The sequence below is a fragment of the Kitasatospora sp. NEAU-CNBT7 genome, assembly GCF_057220535.1.
Map to the genome: position 1 here is coordinate 34,405 of NZ_JBXQQB010000035.1, position 15,857 is coordinate 50,261.

The 15,857-nt window shown below is 74.5% G+C and carries 16 protein-coding genes; 3 read left to right on the top strand and 13 right to left on the bottom strand.

Annotated elements, in window-relative coordinates:
- Nucleotides 1-95: 95 nt before the first annotated feature.
- The 8 genes from AC2TEW_RS32105 to AC2TEW_RS32140 form a co-directional block, all read right to left on the bottom strand.
- On the bottom strand, nucleotides 96-200 hold the full coding sequence (locus AC2TEW_RS32105) for a DUF6893 family small protein (protein ID WP_484626803.1): 105 nt from the start codon (nucleotides 198-200) through the stop codon (nucleotides 96-98).
- 17 nt (nucleotides 201-217) lie between these two features.
- Nucleotides 218-742: a hydrogenase maturation protease gene (locus tag AC2TEW_RS32110; RefSeq protein ID WP_484626804.1), complete on the bottom strand. Its 525-nt coding sequence runs from the start codon at nucleotides 740-742 to the stop codon at nucleotides 218-220.
- Complete coding sequence (locus AC2TEW_RS32115; RefSeq protein WP_484626805.1) at nucleotides 739-2,118, bottom strand: hypothetical protein; 1,380 nt, start codon at nucleotides 2,116-2,118, stop codon at nucleotides 739-741. The genes AC2TEW_RS32110 and AC2TEW_RS32115 overlap by 4 nt, the downstream gene beginning before the upstream one ends.
- The gene (locus AC2TEW_RS32120) at nucleotides 2,115-2,768 is read right to left on the bottom strand and encodes a DUF6084 family protein (protein ID WP_484626806.1); all 654 of its coding nucleotides are present in this window, start codon (nucleotides 2,766-2,768) and stop codon (nucleotides 2,115-2,117) included. Before AC2TEW_RS32120 ends, AC2TEW_RS32115 begins: the two co-directional genes overlap by 4 nt.
- Nucleotides 2,765-3,394 carry a DUF5947 family protein gene (locus AC2TEW_RS32125; RefSeq protein WP_484626807.1) on the bottom strand — a complete coding sequence of 210 codons (630 nt, stop codon included), beginning with the start codon at nucleotides 3,392-3,394 and terminating at the stop codon, nucleotides 2,765-2,767. Before AC2TEW_RS32125 ends, AC2TEW_RS32120 begins: the two co-directional genes overlap by 4 nt.
- Nucleotides 3,391-3,942 (bottom strand): NifU-related iron-sulfur-binding protein, encoded by a 552-nt coding sequence (locus tag AC2TEW_RS32130; protein ID WP_484626808.1) that lies wholly within the window; start codon nucleotides 3,940-3,942, stop codon nucleotides 3,391-3,393. Before AC2TEW_RS32130 ends, AC2TEW_RS32125 begins: the two co-directional genes overlap by 4 nt.
- Complete coding sequence (locus tag AC2TEW_RS32135) at nucleotides 3,939-5,723, bottom strand: nickel-dependent hydrogenase large subunit (RefSeq protein ID WP_033820023.1); 1,785 nt, start codon at nucleotides 5,721-5,723, stop codon at nucleotides 3,939-3,941. Before AC2TEW_RS32135 ends, AC2TEW_RS32130 begins: the two co-directional genes overlap by 4 nt.
- Before the next feature lie 163 nt (nucleotides 5,724-5,886).
- Nucleotides 5,887-6,978: an NADH-quinone oxidoreductase subunit B family protein gene (locus tag AC2TEW_RS32140; RefSeq protein ID WP_484626809.1), complete on the bottom strand. Its 1,092-nt coding sequence runs from the start codon at nucleotides 6,976-6,978 to the stop codon at nucleotides 5,887-5,889.
- A 221-nt stretch (nucleotides 6,979-7,199) separates the two neighbouring features.
- Here AC2TEW_RS32140 and AC2TEW_RS32145 point away from each other — a divergent pair, with 221 nt between their 5' ends.
- Together AC2TEW_RS32145 and AC2TEW_RS32150 are read left to right on the top strand one after the other, a co-directional pair.
- Nucleotides 7,200-8,315 carry a PP2C family protein-serine/threonine phosphatase gene (locus AC2TEW_RS32145; protein WP_484626810.1) on the top strand — a complete coding sequence of 372 codons (1,116 nt, stop codon included), beginning with the start codon at nucleotides 7,200-7,202 and terminating at the stop codon, nucleotides 8,313-8,315.
- Between the two features lie 342 nt (nucleotides 8,316-8,657).
- Nucleotides 8,658-9,608 carry a polysaccharide deacetylase family protein gene (locus AC2TEW_RS32150; protein ID WP_484626811.1) on the top strand — a complete coding sequence of 317 codons (951 nt, stop codon included), beginning with the start codon at nucleotides 8,658-8,660 and terminating at the stop codon, nucleotides 9,606-9,608.
- A 40-nt stretch (nucleotides 9,609-9,648) separates the two neighbouring features.
- Here the strand turns inward: AC2TEW_RS32150 and AC2TEW_RS32155 are convergent, their stop codons facing one another.
- From AC2TEW_RS32155 to AC2TEW_RS32165, 3 genes are all read right to left on the bottom strand, one after another.
- The gene (locus AC2TEW_RS32155; RefSeq protein WP_484626812.1) at nucleotides 9,649-10,167 is read right to left on the bottom strand and encodes a histidine kinase; all 519 of its coding nucleotides are present in this window, start codon (nucleotides 10,165-10,167) and stop codon (nucleotides 9,649-9,651) included.
- Between the two features lie 85 nt (nucleotides 10,168-10,252).
- On the bottom strand, nucleotides 10,253-11,443 hold the full coding sequence (locus AC2TEW_RS32160; protein WP_484626813.1) for a L,D-transpeptidase: 1,191 nt from the start codon (nucleotides 11,441-11,443) through the stop codon (nucleotides 10,253-10,255).
- A 129-nt stretch (nucleotides 11,444-11,572) separates the two neighbouring features.
- Complete coding sequence (locus AC2TEW_RS32165) at nucleotides 11,573-12,364, bottom strand: hypothetical protein (RefSeq protein ID WP_484626814.1); 792 nt, start codon at nucleotides 12,362-12,364, stop codon at nucleotides 11,573-11,575.
- A gap of 363 nt (nucleotides 12,365-12,727) precedes the next feature.
- Between AC2TEW_RS32165 and AC2TEW_RS32170 the strand changes: the two genes are divergently transcribed.
- Nucleotides 12,728-14,926: an alpha-N-acetylglucosaminidase gene (locus tag AC2TEW_RS32170; protein ID WP_484626815.1), complete on the top strand. Its 2,199-nt coding sequence runs from the start codon at nucleotides 12,728-12,730 to the stop codon at nucleotides 14,924-14,926.
- A 77-nt stretch (nucleotides 14,927-15,003) separates the two neighbouring features.
- Here the strand turns inward: AC2TEW_RS32170 and AC2TEW_RS32175 are convergent, their stop codons facing one another.
- Both AC2TEW_RS32175 and AC2TEW_RS32180 read right to left on the bottom strand, forming a co-directional pair.
- Nucleotides 15,004-15,300, bottom strand: a complete 297-nt coding sequence (locus tag AC2TEW_RS32175) for a DUF4193 domain-containing protein (protein WP_033821340.1) — start codon at nucleotides 15,298-15,300, stop codon at nucleotides 15,004-15,006.
- Nucleotides 15,301-15,473: 173 nt separating this feature from the next.
- Nucleotides 15,474-15,857, bottom strand: coding sequence for a DUF6188 family protein (locus tag AC2TEW_RS32180; protein WP_484626816.1), 384 nt, complete (start codon nucleotides 15,855-15,857; stop codon nucleotides 15,474-15,476).

The following is a 15,857-nucleotide window of genomic DNA, read 5'->3' on the forward strand; positions in this document are numbered from 1 at the left end:
CTGCGGGGACCCTTACTTTTCTGTTGCCCTGTCCTCCCCCCGCGCCACTCGGGCCCCCGGGCCGGGCTACTCCGTTTGCCCCAGCGGGACGCGGCTCACATCTGCTGGATCCGCAGATAGCGCTTGATGTCCGGCAGGGTCAGCTTGACGACGGCGACCACGGTGGCCAGCGCCGCCGCACGGAACAGGAACTTGCTCATGGTCGGGCATTCCTCTCTCATCGGGTTCCCAGCGCGGCCGCCGGCCGGCCGGCCTCCTCCACCAGGCCGAGCACGACCTGGACGGCCTCGTCGACGGAGGCCTCGACCACCGGGCTGAGCCCCATCCCCTCCTCCAGGGACTGCGGCTCGCACCCGACCACCAGCACCCGCTCGGGCCCGCTGCGGCCGAGCCCGGAGGTGAGCGTGCCGAGGACGGCGAGCACCGCGTCCGGGGTCATCCGGTGCCCGTCCATGACAGCGGGCCGCTCCTCCGGCTCCGGCAGCCGGGCCTCGATCAGGTAGACCGTGCCGGGCTCGCAGCCGCGGGCGGTGGCGTCCACCAGCACCACGGTGCGGTAGCCCTCGAGCAGCTGGTAGGCGAGGTGGACGCCGCGGACGCCGGTGTCCACCAGTTCGACGTGGTCGGGCAGGGCCAGCGCGGACAGCCGCCGGACCACCTCGACTCCGAAGCCGTCGTCGCCGAGGAAGATGTTCCCGACCCCGGCGACCAGCACCCGGCCCTTCGGTACGGCTGCGCTCACGGTGCCACCTCCGGGGCGGGTGCGACCTCGTCCGGCTGGAAGTACAGGAACCGGCCCTGCTCTCGCCACAGGTCGGCGCCGGGGTCGCCCTCCACCGTGACGGCGAGGTGCACGGTGCCGTCGACGTCGTGCAGGACGGCCTCTACCAGTGCGGTGCGGCCCTGCAGGAACAGGTCCTGGGCGTCGGTGCGGCGCCGTCCGGGCCGCAGCACCACCCGGCTGCCGGCGCCGACGTGCTGGCCGTCGATCAGGACGCGGTCGGTGCCGGGGTCGACCGACCGGTCGCCGCCCGGGTCCCACCACGGGGTGTCGGGGCCGGTGCCGTCACCGGTGACCTCGCGCAGCGCGCGGACGGCGCCGTGCAGCCGGTCCATCACCTCGGGCGGCAGCGAGTCCGCCAGGTCGATCACCGCGCCGGCCCGCTCGTCGGTGCCGCGGGCCTCGCGCTTCTCCTCGTCGGTCAGCGCGGCGGTGCGCAGGGCGAGGATCTCGTCGATCTCGGTGGCGTCGTAGAAGCCGCCCGGGCTCTCCGGTGCGATCTTCGGGTGGTCCTCCAGGATGATCGGCGAGGAGAGCACCACGTCGGCCCGCCCGTCCGCACCCGCCAGCACCGGCCAGGTCCGCAGGTTGCGGCAGTCGGCGACGGCGCCCGCGGCCCACTGCGGCGGGTCGGTCATCGACAGGAAGGACCCGCTGTCCAGGCCCAGCAGCAGGTGGGCGGCGACCAGCGATCTGGGTAGCGCCGCCTCGCGGTCGGCCGAGCCGGCGGCCGGCTCCCAAGCGCTGGTGTTGAGCACCTCGGCGGTCAGCCGCAGCAGCGGGTAGGGGCCCGGCAGGTCGGCCGCCGCCAGCCGCAGCGCCCCCTCCAGCCGTTCCCGGCGCCGGCTGAGCCGGCCCACCGGGCGGCCGTCCGCCGACACCAGCTCGGTCTCGGTCGCGGCCGGCCGGTTGAACGGCACGGTCACGCCCTCGCCCAGCAGCTCGGACACCGGGAAGGACAGCCGGACCCGCTCCTCGACGCCCTCGTCCCAGGGCACCAGCACCCGGTCGGGCAGCTCCAGCGCGGCGACGGTCGGCGTGGAACCGTCCGGCCGCAGCTCCTGGACGGTGCGCCGCACCGCGTGCAGGAAGCGCAGCTCGACGGTGAGCCGCGCGCCCGCCTTGGGCTCCAGCAGCAGCTCGGTGCGCTGCCAGGAGTGCTCGCCGCCGACCTCCTCGAAGGCCGGCGGCACCAGCACGCCGAACTGCCAGCGCAGCCGGTTCTTGGCCGCCGACGCCCGGTACGGGTACAGCACGTACCCCTCGAACAGCACGGCGTCGGCGATCCGCCGCGCGACCTCGAACGGCGCGGAGTCGACCTCGGCGGTGGCGGTCACAGCACACTCCCTTCGACGGCGGGGACGGCCTGCGCGGCCAGCAGCGACCGGACGGTCGCCTCCCAGGACGGCAGCGCGTTGCGGGAGCGGTAGGCCAGCAGCGCCGCCAGGTCCTCGCGCGGCAGCCGGATCCACCCGCAGCCGGGGAAGTGCTGGTCGACCATCTCCCGCCAGACCTCGGCGGGCAGGCCGCACCGGGCCTCCCGGTCCCAGGGCACCGGCTCGACCCGGAAGCCGCCCTCGCCGGTGAACGCGGTGCCGGAGAACAGCAGCAGCAGCGGAGCCTCGCCCCCGGCCAGCGCGTCGAAGTAGCGGGTCGCCGCGAGGTCGAGGTCGTAGCTGCACGGCACGGCCAGCTCGGCCTCGGTCTCCCCGGTGAAGCCCGGCACGGTCAGCGAGACCTGCGCGAACTGCACCGGGTTGAGTGAGCTGCCCCAGCGGGCCGGCTCGCCGAACAGGTCCGCCAGCGCGGCCTGCTCCCCGGCCTCGTAGCGCCGCCGGGCGGGTTCGATCCGCAGCTGGCAGCGCAGCGCCAGGGCGTGCACCCGGGCGCCCCCGGACGCGGTGATCCGCAGCCGGAACACCAGGGTCGGCCCGGCCGCGTACGGGTCGGCCCGTACCCCGGTGCAGCGGAAACCCAGTTCGGTCACACCGGCTCCTCGGTCCGTACGGCCCGGGCGCGGGCCCGGACGCTGTCGAAGAAGGCGGCGAGCTCGGCCCGCGCCTCGGCCCCGCCGTCGAAGCCCTGCCAGGTCAGCCGCATCCGGCCGACCAGCTCGTAGCAGACGTCGACCGGTACCAGGAAGCACTCGCTGCGCTCCTCGGACCGGTGCACCAGCAGCGCCTCGACGTCCGGCTGCAGCAGCGCCGCCAGCGGGCTGGAGCCCAGGACGGCCTGCCAGGCCGCCGGGTCCAGCTCGCTCTCGGTGGCCCCGGCGGGGCTGGGGTAGAGCGCCACCAGCCGGTCCAGCTCGGCGTTGCGGAAGAAGAACGCGGTGCCGACCGGGATCTGCAGCCGCTCCCAGGCCGCCGCGTCCAGCTCGTGGCCCGGGTCGGCGAGGTACCGGTCGGGGACCGCCCGGTAGTCGCCCCGCCCCGCGCCCGGCTGCTCGAACAGCAGGGCGCAGGGCACGCAGGCGCAGGTCAGGGTCCGGCTCCCGGTGCGGACCAGGTGCCGGTGACGCTCCGCCAGCACGGCGGCGCACAGCTCGCAGCGCTCGGGCTGCGGCGGTGCGGGCGCCCGGAAGCGGCGCAGTCCGCGGGCGGGCGCGCTCACCGGGCCTCCGCGGGCTGCAGCCCCGGCCGGAGCCCGATCTGCAGCAGGGCGGGCTCCTTGGGCCCGGCCGGTTCCAGCTCGACGGCGGTCACCTCCGGCGCGAACACCGCGACCAGCTCGGCCACCGCCGCGCGCCCGCCGTCCGCGCCGCCCGAACACCCGCAGCCGGAGCCGGAGTTCTCCACCCGGACCCGCAGCACACCGGAGGCGGGGTCGAAGGAGGCCAGCGCCGCCCCGGGCACCTGCCGCACCGCCCGCTCGAGCCGGCCGACGGTGTCCTCGGGGTGCAGGTCGTGCAGCACCAGCAGCCCCGCGACCAGCTGATCGTCCAGCAGCTCCGCCAGCGGTCCGGCGGCCGGCCGGTCGGGGTCGTGCGCGCCCGCCGACAGCAGTTCCACCGCCCGGGCCAGGCCCGCGCCGTAGAAGTCCATCAGCACCCGGACGAGCTCCTCGGCGGCGGCCGCCGCCTTCGGGTCGCCTTCGGCGGCGAGGCGGTCGAGGATCTCCTCGACCCGCCGCCCGGCCGCCTCCCCGGTCGGCGCGCTCACCCGGTCATCCCGCTCAGGCCGGTCGGCACGTGCATCTTCTGCAGGGACTTGCCGTCGCCCAGGTACATGTGGACACCGCAGGGCAGACAGGGGTCGAAGCTGCGCACCGCCCGCATGATGTCGATGCCCTTGAAGTTCTCCGGGGAGTTCTCCTCGAAGATCGGGGTGTTCTGCACCGCGTCCTCGTACGGCCCGGGGGTGCCGTAGCTGTCCCGGACGCTGGCGTTCCACGGGGTCGGCGGGTACGGGTGGTAGTTGGCGATCTTGCCGTCGCGGATCACCATGTGGTGCGACAGGACGCCGCGCACCGCCTCGGTGAAGCCGCAGCCGATCGACTCGTCCGGCACCTCGAACTTCTCCCAGGTCTGGGTGCGCCCGGCGCGGACCTCGGCCAGCGCCTTCTCGGCGAAGTGCAGCGCGGCGGCCGCGGCGTAGGCCTGGAAGTAGGTGCGGGCCCGGTTGCGCTCCAGCGCGTTGGACCACTTCGGGATCTTCCACTCGAAGGTGGTCTCCGGCTTGGTCAGGGTCCGCGGCAGGTTGATCACCACGCTGTGCCCGGTGGCCTTGATGTAGCCGATGTCGACCAGGCCGGAGAGCGCGGTCGACCACAGCCGGGCGATCGGGCCGCCGCCGGTGTCCAGCGCCAGGTGGTCCTTGCCGTCGAACCAGCGCGGGGACATCACCCAGCTGTACTTGTCGTCGAAGTTGCGCTTCTGCGGCTGCGGGATGGTGTGCTGGTTCCACGGGTGGCGCGGGTCGACCGGGTTGCCGAGCGGGTCGTGGGTGACGAACTGCTCCTTGCCCTCCCAGTCCTGGTAGTACGAGGAGCCGAGCAGGATCCGGATGCCGAGGTTGATCTGGGTGAGGTCGTTGGTGACCAGCTTGCCGTCGACCACCACGCCCGGGGTGACGAACATCCGCCGGCCCCAGTCGGTCATGTTGCGGTACGTGAAGTCGCAGTGGTCCGGGTCGTTGAGCGAACCCCAGCAGCCGAGCAGGATCCGGCGCCGGCCGACCTCCTCGTAGCCCGGCAGCGCCTCGTAGAAGAAGTCGAACAGGTCGTCGTGGAGCGGCACCACCCGCTTCATGAACTCGACGTAGCGCATCAGCCGGCTCAGGTAGTCGGTGAACAGCTGCACCGTGGCCACCGTGCCGACGCCGCCCGGGTAGAGCGTGGAGGGGTGCACGTGGCGGCCCTCCATCAGGCAGAACATCTCCCGGGTGTAGCGGGAGACCTGGAGCGCCTCGCGGTAGAACTCGCCCTCGATCGGGTTGAGCGAGCGCATGATGTCGGCGATGGTCTTGTAGCCGTGCTCGGCGGCGTGCGGCGCCTCGGTGCGCTCGGCCTTCTCCAGCACCCCGGGGTTGGTCTCGCGGACCATCTTCTCGCAGTAGTCGACCCCGACCAGGTTCTCCTGGAAGATGTTGTGGTCGAACATGTACTCGGCGGCCTCGCCGAGGTTGATGATCCACTCGCCCAGGTGCGGCGGCTTCACCCCGTACGCCATGTTCTGCGCGTACACCGAGCAGGTGGCGTGGTTGTCGCCGCAGATGCCGCAGATCCGGCTGGTGATGAAGTGCGCGTCGCGCGGGTCCTTGCCGCGCATGAACACGCTGTAGCCGCGGAAGACCGACGAGGTGCTGTAGCACTCGGCGACCTTCTTCTGCTTGAAGTCGATCTTGGTGTGGATGCCGAGGCTGCCCACGATCCGGGTGATCGGGTCCCAGCTCATCTCCACCAGGCCGTCGTTGCCGCCCGGCCGCGGGGCTGTTGTCGTCATGGCGTGTGTCGTGCCCTTCTGAAGGTCTGCGGAGGGGTCTGCGGACCGCCCGCGGGTCTTGCGGGGGTCCGCGCAGAGTTCTGCGGGGAGCGGGCCGGCCGACCGGAGCGGGGCCGCGGCCGCCGCAGCGGGCGGGCGCGGCCCCGGACCGGGCGGCCGGCGGTCACCAGGGCGGCTTGTAGCCCGTGGCGAGCTTGCGGCCGGTGTGCCGCCACTTCGGTTCCTGGTCCACCGTGTGCGAGGTGATCGAGCGCAGCCGGCGGATCACCGAGCCGTACGCGGCGCTCGCGGAGCTGGACACCTTGGCGCCCGGCGGCTCGTCCATGAACGGCATGAACTTGTCCGGGAAGCCGGGCATGGTGCAGGCGATGCAGATGCCGCCCACGTTCGGACAGCCGCCCACCCCGTTGATCCAGCCGCGCTTGGGGACGTTGCACTTCACCACCGGGCCCCAGCAGCCGATCCGCACCAGGCACTCCGGCGTGCCGTACTCCGAGGCGAACTGCCCCTGCTCGTAGTAGCCGGCCCGGTCGCAGCCCTCGTGCACGGTCGCGCCGAACAGCCAGGTCGGGCGGAGCTTGTCGTCCAGCGGGATCATCGGCGCGGCGCCGGCCAGCTGGTGGAGCAGGTAGACCAGCGTCTCGGAGAAGTTGTCCGGCTGGATCGGGCAGCCCGGCACGCAGACGATCGGCAGCCCGGCCTTGGACTTCCAGTCCCAGCCCAGGTAGTCGGGCAGGCCCATCGCGCCGGTCGGGTTGCCCGCCATCGCGTGGATGCCGCCGTACGTCGCGCAGGTGCCGATCGCGATCACCCCGGTGGCCTTGGGGGCGAGCCGGTCCACCCACTCGCTGGTGGTGATCGGCTGGCCGGTCTCCGGGTTGTCGCCGAAACCGCACCAGTAGCCCTCGGCCTTGATGGACTCGTTCGGGATGGACCCCTCGACCACCAGCACGAAGGGCTCCAGCTCGCCGCGGTCGGCCTTGAAGAACCACTCCACGAAGTTGTCCGCGCCCTGCACCGGACCGCACTCGAAGTCGATCAGCGGCCAGTGGACGGCGATCTTCGGCAGGCCGGGCAGCACGCCGAGGACGATCTCCTCGATGGAGGGCTGGGTCGCCGCGGTGAGCGAGACGGAGTCACCGTCACAGCTCAGCCCCGCGTTGATCCAGAGGATGTGGACCACCGGCTCCTCGTCCCCGGCCGGCGGGCCGGTGGATCGGGATGTCGCCTCGGTGGTCGTCGGTGTCGAAGCCATGGGACGCCTCCTCCTTGCGAAGGCACGACAAGACCGACAAATCGGTCTCTTGGCATCTTCCTACCAACGCCCTCCCCCGACCGGGAGGTCGATACGGCCGAACCGGTGGACCTCGGGCCGCGCCTGCGCCGACCGGGTGAGCACCGCTCGCGGCGCGCCCGGGACGCCCCCCGCGGCTCCCTTCGCCAGCGCCTCCCCAGGGCGGGGTGTATCCAGGAGACATGGACATCCGGGCACGTGCCGAGGCGATCCGCAGGCCCGGCCGGGCCTCGCGGGCCTTGGTCGTCATCCCGCTGCTCCTGATCGTGCTGGTCTGCGTCGGCGACATCCTCGCCCCGCCGGAGGTCCACCTCGGGCCGTTCCTGGTCGCCGCGCCCGCGATCACCGCCTCCTTCGCCGGCCCCAGGACCACCGGCTTCATCGGCGCGCTCGCCGTCCTCGCCCAGGCGACGGTCGCCGCCGCCCGGACCACCCTGCTCGACCTCAACCACACCGTCCAGATCACCGCGCTCGCCGTGATCTCCGCGCTGGTGACGCTCTTCGCGTACCTGCGCGAGCAGCACGAGAAGGAGATGACCCAGCTGCGCTCGGTCGCCGAGGCCGCGCAGCAGGTGGTGCTGCGCCCGATCCCGCCCCGGATGGGGCCGCTGCGGATCGCCTCGGTCTACGTGGCGGCCGAGGCCGAGGCGCAGATCGGCGGCGACCTGTACGCGGCGGTGCGCTCCGGCCGGGCGACCCGGTTCATCGTGGGCGACGTCCGGGGCAAGGGGCTCGGGGCGATCGGGGACGCCGCCCTGGTGCTCGGCGCGTTCCGGGCCGCCGCCCACCGCCGGGTCGAACTGACCCGGCTGGTCGACTTCCTGGACAGCACCGTCTCCGGCGACGTGGAGGAGACCGGGGACGACCCGGAGCGGCAGGAGTCCTTCACCACCGCGGTGCTGATCGACATCCCGGACGGCAGGCCCGTACTGAGCCTGGTCGACTGCGGCCACCCGCCGCCGCTGCTGTTGCGCGGCGGCCGGGTGGTCGCGCTGGAGGCGCGGCAGCCGGCCCCGCCGCTGGGCCTGGCGGCCATGGCCGAGCGGGGGCTGGGCCTGGAGTCCTTCCCGTTCGAGCCCGGCGACACCGTGCTGCTGTACACCGACGGCGTGGTGGAGGCCCGGGACGCGGGCGGGCGCTTCTACCCGCTCGCCGAACGGCTGGCCGGCTGGCCGGCCGACGACCCCGGGCAGCTGCTGCGGCTGCTCTGCCAGGACCTGGCGGCGCACACCGGCGGCCGCCTCGGCGACGACGCCGCGATGGTGGCGATCGTCCGGCTGCCGACACCCCCCGGGTGACCCGCGCGGCCCGCGGCGCCGGGCGCCGGCCGCCGCCCGTGGACGCGTTGACGGGCAGCACGGGGGGCGTGCCCGGTGGACCGGACCGGACCGGCCCGGCGACAGCCGTGCGGGCGGCCTGCGCGCCCGCGCGTTCCGCCGGCTCCCGGAGCGGCACACGGCCGCTCCGCGGCGGACGGGGCCGCCTGACGCCGTGCCGGACGGGGACCGGGCCGCCCGCGGCGGCGGGCGGTCGACCGGAACCCGAACGGCGGTGCGGGGGCGACCCTTCCCGGGCTCGATCGGGCTGCTCGTGCCTACGGTGGGTCAGAACGCTGTCGTCCCGGTGGCACGGAGGTCCGCATGTCGTTGGCTCGTCGGGTGGTACTGGCCGCGCTGGCCGGCAGCGCCGTCTCCGGGTGCGGGATCTCCCGCCGTTCCGCGGCGCCGCGGCCACAGCCGTCCGCGCCGCCGGCCCCGGCCCCCGCCGCGCCGCCGGCCCCGGCCCCCGCGGCGGCGCCGGCCCCGGAGCCGTCGACGGGACCGTCCGCCGCGCCCTCCGCCGCGCAGGCCGCGGAGCAGGCGGCCCGGGCCGTCCCGGCGGTCCTGCCCGGCCGCGCCGAGCTGGTCGAGCGCCTGTCCGGCGAGTCGCCGCGCAGCTGGGGCTTCGACCCGCCGGGCGCCGTCACCGAGCTGCCCGAGGGCGAACGGGCCATCGCGCTGACCTTCGACGCGTGCGGCGGCCCCGGCGGATCGGGGTACGACGAGGCGCTGATCGACACTCTCCGGGCCCGGCAGGTGCCCGCCACGCTGTTCCTCAACTCCCGCTGGGTGGAGGCCAATCCCGAGCTCTTCCGGGACCTCGCCGCCGACCGGCTGTTCGAGATCGGCAACCACGGCACCCGGCACCGGCCGCTGTCGGTGACCGGCCGCTCGGCGTACGACATCGCGGGCACCCGTGACGTCGGCGAGGTCTACGACGAGGTGGCCGGCAACCAGGAAGGGCTCACCGAACTGCTCGGCCGCCCGCCCGCGTTCTTCCGCTCCGGCACCGCCTACTACGACGACGTGGCCGCGCAGGTGGTGACCGCGCTGGGAGCGCGGATCGCCGGCTTCACCGTCAACGGCGACGGCGGCGCCACGTTCGGCGCCGAACAGGTCCGGCGCACGGTCGCCGCGGCCGGGCCCGGCTCGATCGTGCTGGCGCACATGAACCACCCCGGCAGCGGCACCGCCCGCGGGGTGGCCGCGGCGCTGCCGGAGCTGCTCGACGCGGGCCAGCGGTTCGTCCGGCTCTCGGACGTGGCGTGGTGAGCCGCGGCCGCCGCTGACCGCTCGGCCGTCGGCCCGGCCGTCAGTCCTGCCGGTCGTGCTCCGCCCGCAGCGACTCCTCGGCCTCCTCCTGGGCCGCCCGCACCTCGGCCTCCACCTCGTCGGCGGGGCGGCGCACCAGCCGGCCGCCGTGCCGGGCGGCGATGGCGTCCACCGCGTCGGGCGAGGTCTCGGTCAGCTCGGCGATCAGCATGCTGGTGCTGTCGGCCAGGCCACGGCTGAAGACCAGCAGGCCCTCGGCCGAGTCGCTGAGCCGCTTGTACTCCGCGCCGCCGCCCAGTGCGGTGCCCGCGCCCCAGCCGAGGAACACCCCGATCGGCCCGCCGATCAGCCCGACCAGCCCGCCGACCACACCGCTGAGCACCGTCGCCGTGCCCGCGCCGCGCACCCAGCTCTCCGGTACGTCCAGCAGGCCCTCGGCCGACCGCTCCATCACGGCGGCCTGCCGGACGCCGTGCACCTCCTTGATCTCGTGGTACGCCCGGCGGGCGGCCTCGGTGGATCCGAAGGTCACGAAGACCATGCTGTGGCTCTCGTGCATCGTGCTGCCTCTCGACGTGCGGGCGCGGGGTGCTACCGCCACGGTAGGCCCGCCGGGGCCGGCCGTGCCGGATCCGGGCGGGTGGTCACCACTTGTCCCAGGCGATGTTCCAGCCGCTGAGGCCGTTGGCCGGGTCGACCTGCTGGCCGACCGAGTTCTTCACCGTCACCACGTCGCCGATCAGCGAGGCGGCGTAGAACCGGCCCGCCACCGAGCCGTCGTCGCCGTCCTCCGCGGAGCCGTCCTGCAGGCCCACGCAGCCGTGGCTGGTGTTGCGGCTGCCGAACGGGTTGTCCGGCGCGTACTTGCCGTGGACGTAGGTGCCGGTCGGGGTGAGCCGCAGCGCGTGCGGCATCTTGACCTTGTAGTCGGGGCCCTCGTGGTTGACGACGGTGGAGGAGTCCATCACGGTGGTGCCCTCCTTCGCCATGATCACCATGGTGCCGTTGAAGGTGTTCTGCGAGGCGGGGGAGGAGGCGCCGGCGCTGATCGGGATGGTCTCCGCGGGCTTGCCCTCCTCCTCGACCACCATCTGGTGGGAGGCGGCGTCCGCGGTGCTGATCCGCGAACGGCCGATGGTGAAGGTCTGGTCGCTGTCGACCTCGCCGTACACGCCGGGCGCGGTCTCCACGCTCTTGAGGCGGTAGTGCGCGACCACCTTGGTCTGGGACTTCCAGAACGTCTGCGGCCGGAAGTCGATCCGGGTGTCGTTGAACCAGTGGCCCTTGACCACGCTGCCGTCGGAGGTCTCGAAGCTGACGGCCTGCTCCACCGCCGCCCGGTCCTTCACGGCCTTCTTGAAGGTCAGTGAGACGATCATGCCGGTGCCGTAGGTCTGGCCGTCGGCGATGTTGTCCTGCGGGCCCGCGCCCGCCTTGGGCGTCAGCGTGGTGAAGCTGCTCTCCGCAGTGGCCGCCAGGCCCTTGGCGTCGGTGGCCTTGGCGCTCACCCGGTACGCGGTCGACACCGCGAGTCCGGCCGACGGCACCCAGCCCAGGCCGTCGGCGGCTATCGCCCCGGGGACCTCCTTGCCGTCCGGTCCGGTGACCTTCACCTCGGTCAGCTTGCCGTTCGCCACCGCAACCTTGAGCGCGCCGGTCGGCTTGACGTCCGTCGCGCCGTTGCCCGGCTCGATGGTCACCGCCGCCGCCGAGGTCTTCTGCTCGGACGCCGCCGCCCCGCCCGATCCGCTTCCGCTGCCGCCGCCGCACGCCGTGGTCAGCACCAGCGCGCCGCCGAGCAGCGCCACCGCCAGGACCCTGTTGTTCCGTTCCACCCGAATGACACCCCTCTTGCCGGTTCCAGCCGTATACACGCCGGAACGGGCGGACAGGTTCCCGCAGAGAGGGACGATTCGGTCACGCAGGGATCCCCGGCGGCGGCGCCGGGAGTGCCGGGGGTCCGCTCAGACGCACTTCAGGTCGCGGTTGACCAGCGTCACCGAGCCGACCTTGCCGTCCGCGACGGTGAACTCCAGCATCCAGCCCGCCGGGCCCTGGGCCGACACCTGGTACCGGCCGTCCTTGCGCAGCTCCAGACCGCGCGAGCCGTACGCCTGCTTCAGCTCCTCCAGCGTGGAGCCCGCGCCGACGCCCTCGGCCGTACGGGCCCCGGCCGGCGCGGCCAGCTCCCGCAGGCCGTCCTTCCCGAAGGACGCGCCGCCCGCCGCCGCGAACGCCGCGTCGCGGGCCTCACGGACCTTCATCTCGTCGACGATGGCCTGCGTCGCGTCGGCGTACAGCCGGGCCGCCTCGGCCTGCCGGCCGGCGTCGTCCGCGTACTCCCGGGCCGAGGCACCCGGGCCGGCCTTGCCCTGCTCGGCCTTGGCGCCGGCCTCGTCGGCCTTGGCGTTCAGGTCCTTCGACTTGGTCTCGGCAGCGGTCTCCGCCGCCATCCGGGCCGGGTCCGGCGCGGGCCCGCCCTGGTACGAGAAGTCCGTGCAGCCGCCGAGCGTCGACACCGGCGCGGCCTGCAACGCACCGCTCGCCAGCGCCGCGTCCTTCGACTGGCCCGGCGTCAGGCCCCGGTAGCCGGCCGCACCGAAGACCTCCGGTGCCTTGCCCGAGGCCGACGCCGACCCGCCGGTGCCGTCGCCCGCACAGGCCACCGCACCCGCCAGGACCGCCGCCGCCACCAGGCCCCGCCCGGCCGTCCGCCGCCGCCCGCCGCGCGTGGGACCGGATACTGCTACCACCATCTGCTGCTCCCCTTGTGGATCTTCACGGCCACGCTAGCGAACCGCGCTCCACGGCCGACACCCGATTTCCGCCGGCCCGCCCGGCCGAACCGTCCCCCCGCCGGTCAACTCGGCTCCCCGTGGCCGTGATTGCCCCCGGCGGCCGAGGGCCGCCCACCGCGGCCGGGGTGACGCGGCTCACCTCCCGCCCGGCCGTCCCCGGTTGGCCCGATCGGCCGACAGCGGCCCGGATGTCCTTGACCGGCCCCGGGTGCCGCTGCTGCGATGGGACCGGCCGGACCCCGGCACGGCGGCCGTGACCTGCGAAGACGCCCGCCCTGCCGACGGCCGGACCGGGACGTCGGATCGGCCGAGGGGATCCCCATGAGGAGACGCTGGGCGGCCTGGGCCGCAACCACGGCCCTGACCGCCGCCACCCTGAGCACCGCCCCGGCGGCCGCCCGCGCGGAACCCGCCTTCGACCCCGCCGCGGCCGTCGCCAGCCTCCACCGGCTGCTGCCCGCGGCCGCCGCCGACCAGTTCACCCTCACCCCCGTCGCCCGGGACGCCGGCACCGACACCTTCACCGTCCTCGGCCGGGCCGGCGCGGTCGAGGTCCGCGGGACCTCCCCGGCCACCCTGCTGGCCGGCGCCGGCTGGTACCTGCGCGAGGTGGCGGGCATCGACATCGGCCTGCCCGGCGACAGCCTCGCCGCACTCCCCGCCACCCTGCCCGCCGTGCCGCAGCCGGTCACCCGCAGCGCCGCCGTCGCCCACCGCTACGCCCTCAACGACACCGACGACGGCTACTCCGGCGCCTACCGCGACTTCGCCGCCCGGCAGCACGAGATCGACGTGCTGGCCCTGCACGGCGTCAACGAGGTCTTCGTCCAGACCGGCGCCGAGCAGCCCTACCTCGAGACCTTCCGCCGGTTCGGCTACACCGAGGCCGAGCTGCGCGCCTGGATCCCCGCACCCGCGCACCAGAGCTGGTGGCTGCTGCAGAACATGAGCGGCTTCGGCGGGCCCGTCCCCGCGCACCTGGCCGCCGACCGCGCCGCGCTCGGCCGGCGGATCGCCGACCAGCTCCGGGAACTCGGCATGACCCCGGTGCTGCCCGGCTACTTCGGGACCGTCCCGCCGGGCTTCACCGACCGCAACCCCACCGCCGTCACCGTCCCCCAGGGCAGCTGGGTCGGTTTTGCCCGGCCCGACTGGCTCGACCCGCGGACCCCGCTGTTCGCCGACGTGGCCGCCGCCTACTACGCCGCCCAGCGGGCCGAGTTCGGCGACAGCGCGATGTACAAGATGGACCTGCTGCACGAGGGCGGCAACCCCGGCGGGGTCGACGTCGGCGCCGCCGCCGGGGCCGTCCAGCGCGCCCTGCAGACGGCCCACCCGGGAGCGCTCTGGGCGATCCTCGGCTGGCAGGACAACCCCACCGCGGCCCTGCTCGACGGCGTGGACCGGACCCGGATGCTGGTCGTCGACGGACTGTCCGACCGCTACGACGGCCTGGACCGCGAGAGCAGCTGGGCCGGCACCCCGTACGCCTTCGGCACCATCCACAACTTCGGCGGGCACACCGCCATCGGCGCCAACACCGCGACCTGGACCACCCGCTTCCGGCAGTGGCGCGACCGCCCCGGCAGCGCCATGCGCGGTATCGCCTACCTGCCCGAGGGCACCGGCACCGACCCGGCGGCCTTCGACCTGTTCACCCAACTCGCCTGGGAGCCCGACGGGATCGACCAGCGGGACTGGTTCGCCCGGTACGCCGCCCGGCGCTACGGCGGCCCCGACCCGCACGCCGCCGCGGCCTGGGAACAGCTGCGCCTCGGCCCGTACAGCCTGCCCCCGGGGACCTGGAGCGAGCCGCAGGACGGGCTCTTCGCGGCCCGCCCCGACCTCGCGGCGGCCACCGCCGCGACCTGGAGCCCGCCCGCGCTTCGCTACCGCCCGCAGACCGTCCGCACCGCGCTCGCCGAACTGCTCCAGGCCGCCCCCGGGCGGCAGGCCACCGACGCCTACCGCTTCGACCTGGTCAACACGGCCCGCCAGACGCTCGCCGACCGCAGCCGCACGCTGCTGCCGCTGATCGCCGGCGCCTACCGGGCGAAGGACCGGCCGGCCTTCCGCCGCCTGACCGCCGAGTGGGCGGCCGACGCGGCGCTGCTGGACCGGGTGGCCGGCTCCGACGCCCGCCTCCTGCTCGGCCCGTGGCTGGCGGCCGCCCGTTCCTGGGGCGCCACCGACGCCGAACGGGACCAGCTGGAGTACGACGCCCGGACCATCCTCACCACCTGGGCCGGGCGCGGGCCCAGCGAGGAAGGCGTGCACGACTACGCCAACCGGGAGTGGTCGGGGCTGGTGTCCACGCTCTACGCCCCGCGCTGGGCCGGGTACTTCGCCGGCCTGGACGCGGCGCTGACGGCGGGCCGCGACCCGGCGCCGGTCGACTGGTTCGCCGTGGACGACGCCTGGACCCGTCAGCACGGCGGCTACCCGCTCACCCCCACGGGGGACCCGGTGGCACTGGCCCGGGAGGTCCTGGCCGCCGTCCCGCCGCCGCCCGGGCCCTGACCGCGCGGCGCCGGGGAGCGGGCCCGGGGGCCATGATCAGGGACACCGACCATGGCCCGGCCCTCGCGGGCGCCGGATCAGGACGCGCAGTCCTTGCAGATCGGCCGGCCCTGGGAGTCCTTGCCCGCCAGCTGGCTGCGGTGGTGCACCATGAAGCAGGTGGCGCAGGTGAACTCGTCCTGCTGCTCCGGCAGCACCTGGACGACCAGCTCCTCGCCGGACAGGTCGGCGCCGGGCAGCTCCAGCCCCTCGACCGCCTCGAAGTCCGCGTCGACCTGCCCGGTCGACTTGTCGTTGCGCCGGCTCTTCAGTTCCTCGATGCTGTCGTCCGATTCCTCGTTGTTGTTGCGCGGGGCGTCGTAGTCGGTTGCCAAAACGGCGGCCTTCCGGTCGGGATACCGCACGGTCGGGACCGCGCGGCGGTGGGTGTCGACGGACATCCTGTCCTGTCCGCGCGGCAGGGGGAAGCCGGGACGGTCGGCCCGCACCTGTTCGGATGACGGCGCGGCGGCGCCGGACCCGGAACGCACCGGCCGTCACCGGCGGTTCAGCCGCTCAGATAGCCGCCCGGCACCGAGGTGAACAGCGCACCGCCCGGACCGCTCACCCGCCAGGCCACGACCGGCCCGCCGGGCCCGGGTTCGGGCGGCACGGCCAGCGTCCGGCCGGTGTCGAAGTCCACCTCCAGGCGGCCGGCCTGGCTGACCCGGACGGCCGTGACCACCGCGCCGACCAGCGCGGCGAGGCCGCCGGCCGGGGCCATGGTCAGGCCGGGGTAGAAGTGCTCGACCTCGTGCGGCCCGGTCAGCCGGAAGTCGTTGTCCACCGTCACCGCCAGCCCGCCGGTCAGGCCCACCCTCAGCCGGTAGCCGCCCTCGACGCTCTCCACCCGGTGCCCGCACAATGCGCCCTCGATCGGATCCGCCGCCAT